This window comes from Dokdonella fugitiva (genome assembly GCF_014138265.1).
Lineage (GTDB): Bacteria > Pseudomonadota > Gammaproteobacteria > Xanthomonadales > Rhodanobacteraceae > Dokdonella_A > Dokdonella_A fugitiva_A.
Genome location: NZ_JACGXL010000001.1, coordinates 1,040,131 through 1,056,066, shown reverse-complemented (window position 1 = coordinate 1,056,066; position 15,936 = coordinate 1,040,131). Strand labels below are relative to the sequence as shown.

The window sequence follows — 15,936 nt, the reverse complement described above, 5'->3', positions numbered from 1 at the left end:
GCGCCTCGGGACGCCCGCCGCCGCGCCGCCGGCTCAATCGATCGCGGACCCGGCATCGGGCGTCGTCGTCGTGGCGATACCGGCCTGGCGGCGCAGGCGGTCGAGGAAGCGGTCGTGGTAGCCGGAGGCGTCGATCTGCTGCAGCAGCGGGGCCGCTTCGACGGTGCGATCGACGCAGAGCAGGAGCTTGGCGCGGCGCACGCGATTGTAGATGAGGGCGTGCTGCTGCAGCGGCTGCGCGCGCGCGAGCGCGTCGTCGCAGGTGCGATGCGCGCCGTCGGCGCGCCCGGCGAGTTGTTCGGCATCGGCGGCGGTCAGTGCGGCCTCGACGTAGTTGCCGATCGCGTCCTCGTCGTCGGGCGCCGCGGCGACCGCCGCTGCGAGCGTCGCGACCGAAGCGCGCACGTCGGCGAGCCCGCGCTCGACATCGCCGCTGCCGACTTCGGCGAGGCCGATCATCCCCTGCATGCGCGGCACGTTGCTCGCGGCGAGGTTCGGCAGCCGCGCGTACTGTGCCGACGATTCGCGCAGCAGCGGCAGCGCTTCGGCGAAGCGGCCGAGGTTGCTCAGCGTGCCGCCGAGCGCCTTCAGGTTGAGCGCGTACGACGGATACGCCTGGTCGCCGAACGCCTTGCGGTAGATCGCCAGGCTCGCCGCGAAATCGCGGCGAGCGCCCTCGAATTCGCCGAGCAGCGACTGCGCGTTGGCGATGCTGAACAGGTCGCTCGCGTACGACGTGTGTTCGGCGAGCCCGAGGTCGAGGTAGATCTTCTGAGCCGCGCGCAGGCGCGTGAGCGCGGCGCGGAAGTTGCCGCGGTTGCGTTCGACGCCGGCCATCGTCTCGTACACGGCCGCGATCGAGGTCTGGTTGCCTTCCGGATGTTCGCGCAGCATGCCGAGTGACTCCTCCAGCACGCGCATCGCGTCGTCCTCGCGCGCGAGGTAGATGTAGCTCACCGCGAGCTTCCAGAGTGCCTCGGCGTGGTCGTCGCCGCGCGGTGCGATCTCGGCGAGCGTCGCGACCGCCTGTTCGAGGTTGCGCACGGCCGGCTCGGCGTCGTGTTCGCCGTTGTAGGAGTTGCCGATGGCGATGCGCGCGCGCGCGGCGGCGAGGCTCTCGTCGCCGTGCAGCGCCTGCGCCTCGCGCAGCGCCTCGTCGCCGAGTTCGAGCGCACGCGTGTAGTGGCCGAGGGCGTCTTCGGTGTCCTGCAGAGCGAGGCGCAATTCGGCACGCTCGTCGGAGCCGCGCGGCAGCACCGCGTCGTCGGCGTCGAGTGCCTGCTTCAGCAGCGGCTGCGCCTGATCGAACAGGCCGAGCGCGAGATAGACCTGGCCGATCGCGGACAGCAGTGGCACCTGCACGTCGGGCTGGCCGGCGAGCTTCGCCTGCACGTTCGTCGCGCCGCGGTCCATCGCTTCGCGCACGGTCAGCTGCTCGCCGCGCGTGTGCTCGGGATCGGCCTGCTTGAACAGGTCGACGAGGAAGCCGGTGACCGCGCGCGCGGTGGCCGCTTCGCGGTTGGCGCGCTGCGCCTCGAGGCTCACGCGCCGGATGCCCCAGGCGAGGCCGAGCACGAGTACCGACAGCAGCGCGAGCGCAGGCGCGAGCCAGCGCCGGCGTCGCCGCCGCTTGAGTTCGCGCGCCTGCCGCCGTTCCGCTTCTGCGCGCTGCGTGCGTCGCTGCGGCAAGGCGCGCAGGCGCGCGGCGAGCTGTTCGAGGCTGCCGATGCGCGCCGACGGTTCGCGCGCGATGAGGCCAGCGATGTCCTCGCGCAACAAGGGATCGGCCACGTCGCCTTCCCAGCCCGGCGCGAGCGACTTGCCGAAGTCGGCGCATGCGACCTGGTAGAGCAGCACGCCGACCGCGTACGCGTCGGCGTAGGTGGTCGCCTCGCGCCCCTCGATCTGCTCGGGTGCCATGTACATGCGCGTGCCGGTCGAACGGCTGCTTTCACCGAGGGCGAGCGCGGCGGTCATGCCGGTCGGCACGATGCCGCGGCCGTGCCGATAGCGGCTGCCCGCGCTCAGGGTGGCGATGCCGAAGTCGGCGAGGCGCGCATGCGGCTTGCCATCCGCGCCGCGTGCGACGAGCACGTTGCCGGGCTTGACGTCCTTGTGCAGCACGCCGACCGCGTGCGCGGCCGCGAGCGCGTCTGCGACCTCGGCAACGAGGCCGATGCGGGTGTCGAGCGCGATCGCGTCGAGGCCGCCGCCCGCGGCGGCCCAGGTCGCGAAATCGCCGGCGGGGTAGTACTCCGACTCGATGCAGTAGGGCGCTTCGTCGAGGCGCCAGTCGATGATGCGCGCGATGTCGCTGCGCTCGCCGAGTGCGCCGCGCAGCAGGCGGAACAGCGTCACCTCGCGTTGCAGCGAGCGCAGGCGGCCGAGCTGGAAGCAGAACTTGAACACGCGCTCCTCGCCGCTCGCCGCGTGGCGCGCGAGCCAGGCGTCGCCGAAACCGCCTTCGCCGAGCTTGCGTTCGAGCATCCAGCCCGCGCGGCCGGGGACCTCCTGGCCGGCGCCCGCGCGCCAGCCGGTGAGCAGGTTGTCGTCGCGCAGGTGGCGCGCCTTCTCGACGTCCTGCGGCGGCGCGAGCGGCGCGTGGCCTTCGCGGCCGACCTCGTGGATGAGCAGCGCGTCGTCGACGCCCTTGAGCGTGTACAGGCCGTGGCTGAGCCAGCGCAGGTGCCCGGGATCGCCGAACGCGTCGCGCCGTGCGTACTGCGCTTCCTCGAACGCGTCATGCGTGAGCAGCGTCTGGTCCGCGCCGGCTAGGCTGCACACGCGCGCGCAGATCGCCTTCGCGAGGCCTTCCACTTCGAGTGGCTTGGCGCCGTGCGCGACCGCGTCCGGCGAGTTCTCGCGCGTGATCGCCTCGCCGCAATGGATGCCCGCGCGCGCGCCGAGGCGGATCGCGTGGTCGCGCGCGAGCGCGGCGATGCGCGCGTGCAGGTCGAGCGCGGTCGCGAGTGCGGCGACCGGATCGTCGAACAGGACGAGGAAGCCGTCGGTATGGTCGATCTCGCGGCCCGCGCGGGCGAGGAACAGCTCGCGCGCAGCGTCGGCGAAGCGCGCGAGGACGACGCCGGCGCGGCCGTCGCCGAGTGCCTGGATCAGCGCCGTGCTGTCGACGAGGTCGACGCAGAGCAGACTGACCCGGCCGCCGGGCGCGGCATCCGCGGTGTACGTGGCTGGCGCCTGCAGCGGCATGACCCGCCCTTGAACCCTCCCCAGGTGACGCCATGGTAACGCTGCTGCCTGCGTGATGCGGCGCGCGGGTGTCGTGCGACACCCGCACGGCCGCAAGCCCAAGCTTCGGCCGCGATGATGCAGCTCATGGGTTCACGCGGTACAGTGCCGTTTCCGGGGGGAGCGGCGACGAACGACCAGCGGTCACGGCCGCGCTGCGGGGATGCACATGCGGATCAGCCTCGAACTCGAACCTGCCGACATCGAGCGTTTCCATGCCGCCCTCGCGCGTGCGCGGCGCGCGGCCGCGTGCGCGGACGAAATCGAAGTCATCGAAGCGGCCAAGTACGCGCTCGACCACCTCAACACGGCCGACGTGCCCGCGTTCGTGCGCAAGCGCGTCGTCGAGGTGCAGAAGCTCATCGTCATGCTCGAGGACGAGGCATGGGCGTTGTCCGGGCCCGAGCGCGCCGACATCGTCGAGACGCTCGTCTACTTCAGCGACCCGGACGACCTCATCCCCGACGAGATCGAGGTGATCGGCCTGCTCGACGACGCGATCATGCTCGAGCTGCTGCTGCAGCGCATGCGCCCCGTGCGCAAGGCGTACGCGGATTTCTGCAGCTTCCGCAGCGCGCTCGAGGACGACCTCCGCGACGCCGAAGTGCGCCGCGCACACGCGCGCGACCTCGCCGCGCTGCGCACGCAGTTGCAGGCGCGCATGCGGCGCACGCGCACGCGCGACGGGCGGCGCGAAACCGTGCGTTCGTGACGGAACCGCTGCCGCCCCGCGTCGCTAGACGCGGCGCGCGACGATCACGAAGCTGTTGAAGGGCGTGTTGCCCCAGAGCGGGTGCACCTCGACGACGAGGCCGGCATCGAGCAGCGGACGTTCGATGTCCTCGCGCACCGGATAGTGCTTCGCCGGGCTCGGCATCCAGCGCAGCGCGTGCAGGAACCATTCCTCGATCACGGTCACGCGGAAGCGCCAGCCGCGGTCGCGCAGCACGCTGCGCACGACCAGCGCCGCACCGGGCGCGACGCGCACGGCCGCTTCGCGCAGCAGCGCAACCTGCTCTTCGCGTTCGAGGTAGTGCAGCACGTCGAGCAGGGCGACGTGGCCGTGGAATCCGGGCAGGCGCTGCGCGGCGCCGTCGTCGAACGCGAAGTCGTGTTCGCCGTTCGCGGCGCGGCGTGCTTCGGCGATCTTCGGCGCGTCGAAGTCGACGCCGAGGTAGGCGCCGCGCCAGCCGCGCTCGCGCAGGTAGAAGCCGAGCAGGCCGAGGCCGCAGCCGACGTCGAGCAGCGGCCTGCCGTCGACGACGATGTCGGCGACGAAGGCGTAGACCGGGTCCATGCGCAGCTTGGAGCGCGCATAGTCGCGATGCCACGGGCGGCGATAGCGGTTCGCCACGCGACGTGCGATCTCCTTGTCTTCCGCGTGCGGCATGCGCCTGGCGTCCTCGTGCTGGAACGCACGAGCGTAGCGGCCCCTGCCGGCGCCGGGAAGCGCGCGGCGCGCCTGCGCGCCTGTGGTAGCGTTCCGCATCCTTCGTCCGGACGAGGTCGCCGATGAATTTCCTCGCGGTCCTGCGCGAGCTCGATACGCGCCAGCGCAAGGTGGTGTTCGCGAGCTTCCTCGGCTGGACACTCGACGCATTCGACTACTTCCTGCTCGTGTTCGTGATCCCCGAGGTTGCGCGCGAGTTCGAGGTCGGCAAGACCGAGGTCGCGTTCTCGCTGATGCTCACGCTCGCGATGCGACCGCTCGGCGCATGGCTGTTCGGCCGGCTCGCCGACCGCTACGGGCGGCGCCCGGTGCTCATGATCGACATCGTGCTGTTCGCCGTGCTCGAGGCGGCGTCGGCGTTCGCGCCGTCGCTGACCGCGCTGCTGGTGATCCGCGCGCTGTTCGGCATCGCGATGGGGGGCGAATGGGGCATCGGCGCGTCGCTCGCGATGGAATCGATCCCGCCGAAGGCGCGCGGGGTCGTGTCCGGGCTGCTGCAGGAAGGCTATGCCTGCGGCTACCTGCTCGGCGGCCTCGTCTACCTGCTGCTGTTCGACCACATCGGCTGGCGCGGCATGTTCGTCGTCGGCGCGCTGCCCGCCCTGCTCGTGCTCTACATCCGCCGCCACGTGCCCGAATCACCAGTATGGACCGCGACGCGCAGCGCGGCGGAATCGGCGCGGCCCGGTTTCGCCGAGACGATGCGCGGACGCTGGGGCCTGTTCGCCTATCTCGTCGTGCTCATGATGTGCTTCAACCTGTTCAGCCACGGCTCGCAGGATCTCTATCCGACCTTCCTCAAGGAGCAGCATCATTTCGACACGCGCACGGTCGCCTGGCTCACGATCACGCTGAACCTCGGCGCGATCGTCGGCGGCCTGTTCTTCGGCTCGTGGTCGGAGCAGGTCGGGCGACGGCGCGCGATCGTGACCGCCGCACTGCTCGCACTGCCGGCGATCCCGCTGTGGGCGTTCGGTGGCTCGGTGGTCCTGCTCGGCGTCGGCGTGTTCCTGCTGCAGGTGATGGTGCAGGGCGCCTGGGGCGTCGTGCCCGTGCACCTCAACGAACTCTCGCCCGACGCGGTGCGCGCGACCCTGCCGGGCTTCGCCTACCAGGGCGGCAACCTGCTTGCTTCGGCGACCGCGCCGTTCCTCAACTGGTTCGCCGACCAGCGCGGCGGCGACTACGCGTTCGCGATGGCGAGCTTCATCGCGGTGGTCGCCGTGCTGCTCGCGCTCGTCACCGCGTTCGGGCCGGAGGCGCATGGCGCGCGCTTCGCTGCGGCGACACCCGCAGCGGAATGACGAAGCCGGTGCAACCTGCTATCCTCGCTCGCTTTTTTCATTCCGGAGCGAGTTGGTGAACGTCGAGGCGAACAAGGTCGTTTCCTTCCATTACGTGGTCAGCGACGGCGGCGGCGAGCCCGTGGATTCGTCGCGCGAGCGCGGTGAACCGCTGAGCGTGCTGATCGGGCACGGCAACATCATTCCCGGCCTCGAGAAGGCGCTGCTCGGCCGTGCCGTCGGTGACCGCTTCGAAGTCGTCGTGCAGCCCGCGGAGGCCTACGGCGAGCGTCGCGCGAACTTCACGCAGCGCGTGCCGAAGAAGTACTTCGAACATCCGGAGCACCTGCAGCCGGGCATGAGCACCGTGCTCAACACGCGCGAGGCGGGTCCGCGCATGGTCGTCGTGCACAAGATCGGTTCGAGCGTGATCGACGTCGATCTCAACCATCCGCTCGCCGGCAAGACGCTCACGTTCGATGTCGAGATCACCGACATCCGCGACGCGACCGAGGAAGAAGTCGCGCATCGCCACGCGCACGGCGCCGGCGGTCACGACCACTGAAGGGCCGGGGTCCCGGATGCGGGACCCGATGAGGCAGTGCGCGCAGCGATGCGCGCGCTGCGGCGACGCGGAACCTTCGGCCTTCCGGTCCGCAACGCGTTCCTAGAGGATGCGCTTGCCGTAGACGAAGTGATCCTTCCACCACGCGCCGTCGAGGCTGTCCAGGCGCACGGTGCCGCCGCTGTTGGGCGCATGCACGAAGCGCCGCTCGCCGACGTAGATGCCGACATGGCCGATGTCGCGGCCGCCTTCGAAGAACACCAGGTCCCCCGGCTGCAGCAGGTCGATCGCGAGCTTGCGCCGGCCGAGTTCGCTCATCGCCGACGACGTGCGCGGCAGCGTCACCCCGGCCGCATCGCGGTAGACGTAGCCGACGAGGCCGCTGCAGTCGAAGCCGGTTTCGGGCGTGTTGCCGCCCCAGCGGTAGGGCGTACCGACGAGCGCGATCGCACGGAACAGCACCGCATTGGCGGCGCCCGCACGCGGCGTGCCGGCGATCAAGGGCGGTTCGCCACGGTGCGGCAGTGCACCGCAGGCGGCGAGCATGAGGGCGAGCGCGGAAACGGCGGCAAGGCGCCCGAACGGCTTCATGGCGCAACGCTCGCCGAAATGGCGCGGCGCGTCAACGCTGCGCCTTGGTCCGGGAGTGACCGAATTTGTCGCCGCTGGGGGCTTGGCTCAGGCCGCGGTTACACAGAGTGTCAATTTCGGACGGGCGGCCGGGGCAGCCGGCGCTTCCGGTTCCGGGATGACCAGCAGCGAGTGCAGGTCCTTCACGGTTTCCTCGAAGCGGGTCAGGCGATCGTTGGCGGCCTGCGCCACGGCGTGCGGCACGCCGCCCGCATCGAGCAGGCTGCGCACCATTTCGCGCTGCGGCTCGGCGAAATCGGGGTCCTGCAGGGCCTCGTCGAGCGCGCAGATGAGCGCGGCGAGCCAGCCGGAGTTCGGCGCCCGCAGAGCCAGCAGCAGTTCGTTCGTCGACACCTTCATGGGCGGATTTCCTACCGGGCGGCATGCCCTCGCTGGGAAAACTGCACATTTGATGCCAGATCGCTGCCGCCAGCGACGAACCGGAGCTCGCCGCGATCCGGTGTCCGTCCGTGGACGGAGTGACCTCCCGTCGGGAGCGGCAACGGATGACCAGGGTCCGGCAGGCGGCCCGTCGTGGGTCGCCCGCGAGCCGTCAAGCGCGCGCTTGCATGTCCTGCAGCGTCGCCGCCGCGCCCATGCGCATCGGACTCGCCGATCGCAGACCCCTCGCGGTAGCGCGTTCGAGCGAATGGCATCGTCCGATGACGTCGTCCGCCGATGGCGCGCAGCGCACACGATCCGCACCCCGCTCCGTACAATCACGCCATGACTGCTCGACCTTCGGACGTCGTGATCCTCGGCGGGGGCGTGATCGGCCTCGCGTGTGCCCATTACCTGCTGCGCGAAGGCCGCAGCGTGACCGTGCTCGAGCAGGGCACGGCCGGTTGCGCGAGTTCGCACGGCAACTGCGGCACGCTGACGCCGAGCCATGCGGGACCGCTCGCCGCGCCGGGCACGATCGCGCAGGCGTTGCGCTGGCTGTTCAAGCCCGACGCGCCGCTGCGCATCCGTCCACGAATGGATCCGGCGCTCGCACGCTGGCTGCTCGCATTCGCGCGCCGCTGCAACGAGCGCGACTGGACCGCCGCGACGCGCGCGAAGGCGCCGCTGCTGCTGCGCTCGCGCGCGCTCATCGAGGACCTCGTGAGGCAGGAACGGCTTGACTGCGAGTTCGAGGCGATCGGCACGCTCAGCGTGTTCCGCGACGAAGCCAACTTCGCGCACGCGCGCGCGGTGGCCGAGCGCCTCGCCGCGTTCGGCGTCGGCGCCGAGGCGCTCGATGCCGACGCGACGCTCGCGCGCGAACCCGCTCTGAAGCCGGGCGTCGTCGGCGGACTGTTCTATCCCGGGGACGCGTCGTTGCGGCCGGACCGCTACGTCGCCGAGCTCGCGCGCATCGTGCGCGCCGCGGGCGGCCGCATCGAGGAGGGCGCCCGCGTCGAAGGGTTCGTGCTGGATGGTTCGCGCATCAGCGAGGTGGTCGCGTCGAACGATCGGCATGCGGGTCGCGACGTCGTGCTGGCGCTCGGCGCCTGGTCGCCGCTGCTCGCGCGCCGGCTCGGCCTGCGCATCCCGATCCAGCCCGGCAAGGGTTATTCGATCACCTACTCGCGCCCGGCCCTGTGCCCGCGCGTGCCGATGACCTTGAAGGAGCCGAGCGTCTGCGTGACGGCGTGGGGATCGGGCTACCGTCTAGGCAGCACGATGGAATTCGCCGGCTACGACGATCGCCTGACGCGCGTGCGCCTCGACGCGTTGCGCCGCGGCGCGGCCGGGTTCCTGCGCGAACCTGAAGGGCCCGAGCTCGTCGAGGAATGGTACGGTTGGCGCCCGATGATTCCCGACGACCTGCCCGTGCTCGGCCGCGCGCCCGGCATCGACAATCTCGTGCTCGCGACCGGGCATGGCATGCTCGGCGTCACGATGTCCGCCGGCACCGGCGAACTCGTCGCGGAGATCGTCGCCGGTCGCCCGCCTTCGCTCGATCCGGCGCCGTTCGCGCCGGATCGTTTCCACTGATTTCCACGGAGCCCGCATGGAACGAATCGCCTCGCTGCATCGACACTGGCTCCGCGCGCTCGCGCTGTCGCTCGCCATCGGCGGCTTCGCCGCCGCGCAGGCCGACGAGGCGCCACCGCAGGGCGATCCGGTCGAGTTCCAGTGGGGCGTGAAGATCCCGCTGCGCGACGGCGTCCGCCTCAACGCGACCGTGTACAAGCCGCGCGAGCAGAAGGGGCCGCTGCCGTGCGTGTTCACGCTAACGCCGTACATCTCGCAGAGCTACCACGAGCGCGGCATGTACTTCGCCGCGCACGGCTACGTGTTCCTCACCATCGACGTGCGCGGCCGCGGTAATTCGGAAGGCGAGTTCACGCCGCTGCTGCAGGAGGCGAAGGACGGCCACGACGTGATCGAATGGCTCGCCGGGCAGTCCTACTGCGACGGCAAGGTGACGATGTGGGGTGGCTCCTACGCAGGCTACGACCAGTGGGCGAGCGCGAAGGAGTTTCCGCCGCATCTCGCGACGATCGTGCCGGTCGCATCGCCGAAGCCGGGCATCGACTACCCGATGCAGCACAACATGTTCTATTCCTACGACACGCAGTGGCTGACGCTCGTCAGCGGGCGCGCGTCGCAGGAAGGCATCTTCGGCGACGGCACGTTCTGGGCGGCGCAGTTCCGCCGCTGGTTCGAGGCGCACGCGCCGTTCCGCGAGCTCGATCGCTACGTCGGCAACCCGTCGCCGCATTTCCAGACCTGGCTCGACCACCCGACGCTCGACGCCTACTGGGACAGTTACAGCCCGACGCCCGAGCAGTACGCGAAGCTGTCGCTGCCGATCCTCTCGATCTGCGGCCAATACGACGGCGACCAGCCCGGCGCGCTCGCGTTCTACCGCGACCACATGCAGTACGGTTCGGCGCAGGCGAAGGATCGCCATTACCTGATCATCGGCCCATGGGACCATGCGGGCACGCGCACGCCGAAAGCCGAAGTCGGCGGGCTCAAGTTCGGCCCGGCGTCGATGCTCGACATGAATGGCCTGCACAAGAGCTGGTACGACTGGACGATGAAAGGCGGCAGCAAGCCCGAGTTCCTCAAGGACAAGGTCGCCTGGTACGTCACCGGTGAGGAAGCATGGCGCTATTCGCCGAGCATCGACGCGATCACCGCGCGCGGCGACAGCTGGTATCTCGACTCGGTCGATGCGCGCGCGAACGACGTGTTCGCTTCGGGCGACCTCCGACGCGACAAGGCGCGCGGCGGCAAGCCCGACCGCTACGTCTACGACCCGCTCGACACGAGCTCGGCCGAGTGGGAACAGGAGGATTCGCCGAACGGGCTCGTCGACCAGCGCGGCGTGATGCTCTACTCGGGCAAGGCGTTGTTCTACCACTCGCCGCTGTTCACCAGGGACACCGACATCGCGGGCTTCTTCAAGCTGGGTGCATGGATCTCGCTAGACCAGCCGGACACCGACATCATGGTCGGCGTCAGCGAGGTCAAGGCCGACGGCAGCAGCGTCTATCTCGCGGGCGATTCGCTGCGCGCGCGCTATCGCAAGAGCCTGCGCGAGGCGGAGCCGGTGAAGCCCGGTGCGATCGAACGCTACGACTTCTCGCGCTTCAGCTTCGTCGCGCGCCGCATCGCCAAGGGCAGCCGCCTGCGCCTCATGATCGCGCCGATGAACTCGATGTACGCGGAGAAGAACTACAACGCGGGCGGCGTCGTCAGCGCGGAATCCGGCAAGGATGCGCGCAAGGTCACGGTCACGCTGTACCACGATGCGGCGCATCCGAGTGCGTTGACGGTGCCGATCGCGGCGGCGTCTTCGGTTGGTGGAAAATAGAGAAGAAGCCTGAAACACGAAGGGCACGAAGGAAGGGCAAGAGCATTTTTTGAGGAGCCTGAACAGCGATCGCACGGAGCATGCGGAGACGTGCAACGACGAGAAGAGTTTTTTCCGAAGGCTTTCCTCCGTGTGCTCCGCGTTTCGATCTCTTTCCTTCTTCTTCTTCTTTTGCGCCTCGATCCGCTTTACTTCGTGTCCTTGGTGTCCCTCGCGTTTCAATCTCGTGTTGACCAATGCGGCGGCACCGAACGTGCGGTCGGGACCTTGATACCGGCACGACGGACCCCACCGTTCGTGCGCATTCCGATGGCGTGAGGCGAGAGCGATGGCGAACGGGCGTTACGATCTGGTGGTGCTCGGCGCGGGTTCGGCCGGCATCGCGATGGCGGTGCGCTCGGCGCGGCATGGTGCGAAAGTCGCGCTGCTCGAACCCGGCGCGCTCGGCGGCACCTGCGTCAACGTCGGTTGCGTGCCGAAGAAGGCGATGTGGTTCGCGGCCGAGCTCGCCGAGGCACAGAAGACCGCGCGCGAAGTCGGCTTCGACGTGCAGCCGGGCGCGTTGCGCTGGCCCGATTTCGTCGCGCGGCGCAGCGCCTACATCGACAACATCCATGCCGCGTATCGCCGCCGCTTCGACGAAGTCGGCGTCGAACTCGTCGCCGAGCCAGGCCGCTTCCTCGCCTCCGATCGCATCGCGACGCCGACGCGCGAACTCGAGGCGGGGCACGTGCTCGTCGCGACCGGCGCGCGCTCGCAGCGCGAGCCGATTCGCGGTGGCGAACTCGGCATCGATTCCGACGGTTTCTTCGCCCTGCGCGCGGCGCCGCGTCGCGTCGCGATCGTCGGCAGCGGTTACATCGCGGTCGAACTCGCCGGCGTGCTGCGCGCGCTCGGCAGCGACGTCAGCCTGTTCGCGCGCGGCGAGCGTTTGCTCAGCGCCTTCGACCACGAGCTCGGCGACGCGCTCGCCGAAGCGATGCGCGCGCGCGGCATCGAGCTCGCGTTCGGGCGCAAGACGGCGGCCGCCGAACGAACGGCCGACGGCTTCGCGCTGCGGTTCGCCGACGGCGACGTCGCGGACGGCTTCGACGAGCTGATCTGGGCGACCGGTCGCCATGCGGTCACGTCCGGTCTCGACCTCGAGCGTGCCGGCGTCGCGCTCGACGCGAAGGGCTTCATCGTCGCCGACGACTGGCAGGACACGAACGTCGCGAACGTGCACGCGGTCGGCGACGTGACCGGCCGCCTCGCGTTGACGCCGGTCGCCGTCGCGGCGTCGCGTCGCCTCGCCGATCGCGTGTTCGGCGGCAAGGCGGATGCGAAGCTCGACTATGCCAACGTGCCGACCGTCGTGTTCTCGCATCCGCCGATCGGTACGGTCGGCCTCGCCGAGCACGCCGCGCGCGCGCTGCACGGCGACGCGGCCGTGAAGGTCTATCGCAACCAGTTCCGGCCGATGCTCACCGCGCTCGCCCACGGCAGCGAGAAGACGCGCATGAAGCTCGTCTGCGTCGGCGAGGACGAACGCATCGTCGGCTTGCACATGATCGGCATCGGTGCCGACGAGATCCTGCAGGGCTTCGCCGTCGCGGTGAAGATGGGCGCGCGCAAGGCCGACTTCGACGCCACCGTCGCGATCCATCCGACCTCGGCCGAGGAACTCGTGCTGATGTAGGCCGACGCGCGAACGCGCGACGGCCGCGCAGGGCAGGAGCAACGCGACCGAAGCCGCTCCCACCGGCGCTTCGGATCGCGGGAGCGCGGGTCCAGCCGCGATGCCGCGCGCTCAATGCGGCCGTGGCGGGCCGCTGTCGCCGTCGCCGGCGTAGATTTCGACCGCCAGCGCGAATGTGCGCTGTTCGCCCGGACGCATCGCGCCGACGCCGATCATCTTGCGGTCGATCTCCTCGCCGCGTTCGTTGCGGATCGACAGCACCATCGAATATTCCCAGGCCTCGGTGTCGGTCGGCTGGCGCACCGTGCCTTCGACGCGCAGCGCGGAGATCGCGTGCTGCGAGCGTGCGGCCGCGGCAGCGGGGTCGAAGCGCAGGTGATGCCGGCACGACGGACAGACCGCGGCGCTGGCGAGGATCGTCGCCTTGCAGTGCGGACAGATGCGCGTGACGCGCGGTCGGGGCGCATTCACGCGGCGGCGTTTTCCGTGGTGTTGCGCGACGTCTTCGACGAGCCTTTTTCCTCCCAGCCGAACTCGACCTGGCCGCGCATGCGCGAACCCGCGGCGACGGTGAGCGAGCCGGCCTTGAGGTCGCCGACGAGCACGCCGGTCTGCAGCAGGTCGACCTGCGCGGCCGCGTCGATGTTGCCTTCGAGTTCGCCCGCGACGATGACCTTCTTCGCGCGCACGCCGCCGGCGAGCTTGGCGTCCTTCTCGATCGTGAGGTCGCCCTGCACGTTGACGTCGCCCTTGAAGCGGCCGGCGATGCGCACATGGCCGGAACCTTCGATCTTGCCTTCGATCGTGATGTCGGATGCGATCAGCGATTCCTTCGCTTCGACGCGTTCCGCGCGGTACGCCGGCGACGGCGTCGCGTAGTCGACGACCGGAGCGGGTTCCTTGGTCGCGACAGGCGTCGGCTCGGGGGCAAAGGCGGGCGTTTCCTTCTTCGCCGACGGCTGCTGATTGAAGATGGCCATGGTGTTGCGCACTCCGCTTCAGGGGACCCTGAGCGTAGTCGGCAAGCCGATGCTGAACCTGTGATGTCACTCACGAAATGCGCGTTAACATTTTGAAGCGTAACGAAATATTTGCGCCCTTAACGAACGCGAAGAGCATGCAACCGGAGTGCCATCGGCACTCCGGTCGCACTGCGGGTGTCAGTCGGCGCCGCCGACCGCGGCCTGGCCGAGCTTGAAGAACACGTCGGTGTTGTCGAACACGCCGTGGAACAGGTGCGAACCGAGCCCGTACGCGGACAGCGGGATGTCGGTCGCCGTGTGCACGGCCTGGTCACCCGGCACCTGGCCCGCGATGAAGTGGCCGACGTCCTTGTTGCGCACGTTCGGATCGGCCGGCGACTGCGAAGGCGGGAACGGCTGCTGCGTGTCTTTGGTCGGGAATGCGCTCGGCAGCCAGGTTTCGTAGCGGTCGGCGTTCGCGCCGTAGCCGATCAGCAGCTTGCCGTCGATGTTGGTCGACTGCGGATAGCCGTCGTCGGCGAGCACGTACTTCGGGAACTTCGCCGCATCGTAGGTGCCGACGATCGACGAACCCGCATCCGGGTGCTCGGCGAGCGATGCGGCGGTCGCGGTCGACGCGCCGATCAGCGCGGCACCCGAGCACTCGTGGTCGGCAGTGACGATGACGAGCGTGTCGGGATGGTCTTCGGCGAATGCCTTCGCCACCGCGATCGCGCGGTCGAACTCGACCACCTCGAGCGGCCAGCGATCGCTGTCCATGAGGTGCGCCTGCTTGTCGATCGAGGCGCCTTCGATGAGCGCGACGAAACCGTTGCGGTTCTGCGAGAGCACGTCGAGCGCGCGCGCGGTCATCTCGTCGAGCATCGGCTGGTCGGGGAAGCCGAACGCGTCGACGACGGTGCCGTCGCCGCGGCGGCCCGCGATCTTGTCGTAGGCGACGTTCATGTTCGAGTACGCGAACAGGCCGAGCAGCTGCTTCGGGCGCCCGTGTGCGAACAGGCCGTCGAGCGCACTCTTGTCGGGTGCGTAGGCGAAGCCCGCGCCCTGGAAGTCGGCGATGAGGTCGCGTGCCGGATCGAGCGCACCGCGGCTCGCGCCCCAGCCGGCGACGACGTCGTCCGGCAGTACGTAGTCGTTGGCCGAGCGGCGCTGCGAGCCATTGGCCGGTTGCGGACTCGTGCTGTCGCCGCCGTTCGGCAGGAACCATTTGCGCCCGCCGCCCATGAGCACCGTGAGGCCGGTGAGGTCGCGATCGTCGAGGAACTGGTCGACGATGCCGGTGCCGTTGCCGCGCGCGGAGGTGTGCACGGCCATCGATGCCGGCGTCGCGTCGAACACGTCGGCGGTGGTGACCACGCCGAGCGACTTGCCCTGCAGCGTGTGCAGGTACTCGGACAGGTATTCCACGCGCGGGTTGTCGAACGCGTCGAGTGTGTCGTCGGGGAACACGCCTTCCTGGTTGTTCGCGGCCTTGTTGCCGGTCACGTAGTTCTGCATGCCCGGCGCCGAATCCGTGACGATCGAATTGAGCGACGCGGTCATCACCATGCCCGTGTCGGGGAACGTGTCCATCGTGAGCAGGCCCTTCGCCTTGCCCTGCGCGTAGCCCTTCGCGATGATGCGCGCGGCGGTGCGATGCGCCGCACCCATGCCGTCGCCGAGGAACACGATGATGTTCTTCGCCGTCTTGCCGGCATCCTTGTCGACGCCGATGATCTCGAAGTTGCCGATCGCGCTGACGCGCGTACCGTCGCTCATCTGCGCGATGAACTTGAGCTCGTGCACGCCCGCAGCGCCTTTCGAGTACGCGCGCTGCGAGACGACCGCGGCGTTGCCGGGCAGGCCGGCAACGAGCTTGCAGCCGGATTTGCCGGTCGTCTTGCCGGAGTCCGCGTCGATGCAAAGCGCGGCGTCACCGGTTTCGGTGACGATGCTCGTGCGCGCGCGCCCGGCGGGCGTGCCGAGTTGGCTCACCGGCTGGTCGTCGACGTAGAACGAGAAGTTGGTGACCGTCTGCCCGGCGTCGGGGCGCACGGTCGCCTGCAGGTCGAACAGCTGGCCGGGCAGGAAGCGCGCGATCACGGGCGCCGCCTGGCCGGACGAGAACAGCTCGCTCGGCGGCGTCAGGCGCGAGACCGTCGCGGCGGAAGCCGGCGACGCGAGGCCGGCGAGTGCGGTGCCGAACAGCGCGGCGCCGACGAGCGCATTGCCGATGACCGCAGCGAGCGGACGGCGAAACAGCGGTGAGCGGTGCATGGACATCTCCTGCTGAAGGAACGAAGGGAGG

The 15,936-nt window shown here is 69.7% G+C and carries 13 protein-coding genes; 6 read left to right on the top strand and 7 right to left on the bottom strand.

Annotation, left to right across the window (positions count from 1 at the left end):
• Nucleotides 1-33 precede the first annotated feature (33 nt).
• Nucleotides 34-3,210, bottom strand: coding sequence for a protein kinase domain-containing protein (locus tag FHW12_RS04815; protein WP_182529821.1), 3,177 nt, complete (start codon nucleotides 3,208-3,210; stop codon nucleotides 34-36).
• Between the two features lie 208 nt (nucleotides 3,211-3,418).
• Between FHW12_RS04815 and FHW12_RS04810 the strand changes: the two genes are divergently transcribed.
• Nucleotides 3,419-3,961 carry a DUF1232 domain-containing protein gene (locus FHW12_RS04810; RefSeq protein ID WP_182529820.1) on the top strand — a complete coding sequence of 181 codons (543 nt, stop codon included), beginning with the start codon at nucleotides 3,419-3,421 and terminating at the stop codon, nucleotides 3,959-3,961.
• A gap of 24 nt (nucleotides 3,962-3,985) precedes the next feature.
• Here FHW12_RS04810 and FHW12_RS04805 read toward each other — a convergent pair whose 3' ends face one another.
• Nucleotides 3,986-4,639 carry a class I SAM-dependent methyltransferase gene (locus tag FHW12_RS04805; RefSeq protein ID WP_182529819.1) on the bottom strand — a complete coding sequence of 218 codons (654 nt, stop codon included), beginning with the start codon at nucleotides 4,637-4,639 and terminating at the stop codon, nucleotides 3,986-3,988.
• A gap of 122 nt (nucleotides 4,640-4,761) precedes the next feature.
• On the opposite strand from FHW12_RS04805, the gene FHW12_RS04800 reads away from it, so the two are divergent.
• Together FHW12_RS04800 and FHW12_RS04795 are read left to right on the top strand one after the other, a co-directional pair.
• On the top strand, nucleotides 4,762-6,003 hold the full coding sequence (locus FHW12_RS04800; RefSeq protein WP_182529818.1) for an MFS transporter: 1,242 nt from the start codon (nucleotides 4,762-4,764) through the stop codon (nucleotides 6,001-6,003).
• A gap of 55 nt (nucleotides 6,004-6,058) precedes the next feature.
• Nucleotides 6,059-6,547 carry an FKBP-type peptidyl-prolyl cis-trans isomerase gene (locus tag FHW12_RS04795; RefSeq protein WP_182529817.1) on the top strand — a complete coding sequence of 163 codons (489 nt, stop codon included), beginning with the start codon at nucleotides 6,059-6,061 and terminating at the stop codon, nucleotides 6,545-6,547.
• Between the two features lie 102 nt (nucleotides 6,548-6,649).
• Here the strand turns inward: FHW12_RS04795 and FHW12_RS04790 are convergent, their stop codons facing one another.
• The gene (locus tag FHW12_RS04790; protein ID WP_182529816.1) at nucleotides 6,650-7,138 is read right to left on the bottom strand and encodes a C40 family peptidase; all 489 of its coding nucleotides are present in this window, start codon (nucleotides 7,136-7,138) and stop codon (nucleotides 6,650-6,652) included.
• Nucleotides 7,139-7,225: 87 nt separating this feature from the next.
• A complete protein-coding gene (locus FHW12_RS04785) occupies nucleotides 7,226-7,537 on the bottom strand; it encodes a hypothetical protein (RefSeq protein WP_182529815.1) in 312 nt (103 codons plus the stop codon).
• Between the two features lie 366 nt (nucleotides 7,538-7,903).
• Between FHW12_RS04785 and FHW12_RS04780 the strand changes: the two genes are divergently transcribed.
• The 3 genes from FHW12_RS04780 (at nucleotide 7,904) to gorA (ending at nucleotide 12,666) form a co-directional block, all read left to right on the top strand.
• Nucleotides 7,904-9,157: an NAD(P)/FAD-dependent oxidoreductase gene (locus tag FHW12_RS04780; RefSeq protein WP_182529814.1), complete on the top strand. Its 1,254-nt coding sequence runs from the start codon at nucleotides 7,904-7,906 to the stop codon at nucleotides 9,155-9,157.
• Between the two features lie 16 nt (nucleotides 9,158-9,173).
• Entirely contained in the window at nucleotides 9,174-10,988 is a 1,815-nt protein-coding gene (locus tag FHW12_RS04775) for a CocE/NonD family hydrolase (RefSeq protein ID WP_182529813.1), read from the top strand.
• Nucleotides 10,989-11,316: 328 nt separating this feature from the next.
• The gene (gorA, locus tag FHW12_RS04770; RefSeq protein WP_182529812.1) at nucleotides 11,317-12,666 is read left to right on the top strand and encodes a glutathione-disulfide reductase; all 1,350 of its coding nucleotides are present in this window, start codon (nucleotides 11,317-11,319) and stop codon (nucleotides 12,664-12,666) included.
• Between the two features lie 111 nt (nucleotides 12,667-12,777).
• Here gorA and FHW12_RS04765 read toward each other — a convergent pair whose 3' ends face one another.
• From FHW12_RS04765 to FHW12_RS04755, 3 genes are all read right to left on the bottom strand, one after another.
• Entirely contained in the window at nucleotides 12,778-13,137 is a 360-nt protein-coding gene (locus tag FHW12_RS04765) for a hypothetical protein (RefSeq protein WP_182529811.1), read from the bottom strand.
• Nucleotides 13,134-13,646 carry a bactofilin family protein gene (locus FHW12_RS04760; protein ID WP_182529810.1) on the bottom strand — a complete coding sequence of 171 codons (513 nt, stop codon included), beginning with the start codon at nucleotides 13,644-13,646 and terminating at the stop codon, nucleotides 13,134-13,136. The genes FHW12_RS04765 and FHW12_RS04760 overlap by 4 nt, the downstream gene beginning before the upstream one ends.
• 180 nt (nucleotides 13,647-13,826) lie before the next feature.
• Nucleotides 13,827-15,905: an alkaline phosphatase gene (locus tag FHW12_RS04755; protein WP_182529809.1), complete on the bottom strand. Its 2,079-nt coding sequence runs from the start codon at nucleotides 15,903-15,905 to the stop codon at nucleotides 13,827-13,829.
• Between the last annotated feature and the right edge of the window lie 31 nt (nucleotides 15,906-15,936).

What these genes read in the sequence shown, in the direction of transcription:
- FHW12_RS04780 (WP_182529814.1), top strand. Translation starts at nt 7,904, where the DNA reads ATGACTGCTCGACCTTCGGACGTCGTGATCCTCGGCGGGGGCGTGATC.
- FHW12_RS04790 (WP_182529816.1), bottom strand. Translation starts at nt 7,138, where the DNA reads ATGAAGCCGTTCGGGCGCCTTGCCGCCGTTTCCGCGCTCGCCCTCATG.
- FHW12_RS04800 (WP_182529818.1), top strand. Translation starts at nt 4,762, where the DNA reads ATGAATTTCCTCGCGGTCCTGCGCGAGCTCGATACGCGCCAGCGCAAG.
- FHW12_RS04760 (WP_182529810.1), bottom strand. Translation starts at nt 13,646, where the DNA reads ATGGCCATCTTCAATCAGCAGCCGTCGGCGAAGAAGGAAACGCCCGCC.
- gorA (WP_182529812.1), top strand. Translation starts at nt 11,317, where the DNA reads ATGGCGAACGGGCGTTACGATCTGGTGGTGCTCGGCGCGGGTTCGGCC.
- FHW12_RS04785 (WP_182529815.1), bottom strand. Translation starts at nt 7,537, where the DNA reads ATGAAGGTGTCGACGAACGAACTGCTGCTGGCTCTGCGGGCGCCGAAC.
- FHW12_RS04810 (WP_182529820.1), top strand. Translation starts at nt 3,419, where the DNA reads ATGCGGATCAGCCTCGAACTCGAACCTGCCGACATCGAGCGTTTCCAT.
- FHW12_RS04755 (WP_182529809.1), bottom strand. Translation starts at nt 15,905, where the DNA reads ATGCACCGCTCACCGCTGTTTCGCCGTCCGCTCGCTGCGGTCATCGGC.
- FHW12_RS04815 (WP_182529821.1), bottom strand. Translation starts at nt 3,210, where the DNA reads ATGCCGCTGCAGGCGCCAGCCACGTACACCGCGGATGCCGCGCCCGGC.
- FHW12_RS04775 (WP_182529813.1), top strand. Translation starts at nt 9,174, where the DNA reads ATGGAACGAATCGCCTCGCTGCATCGACACTGGCTCCGCGCGCTCGCG.
- FHW12_RS04805 (WP_182529819.1), bottom strand. Translation starts at nt 4,639, where the DNA reads ATGCCGCACGCGGAAGACAAGGAGATCGCACGTCGCGTGGCGAACCGC.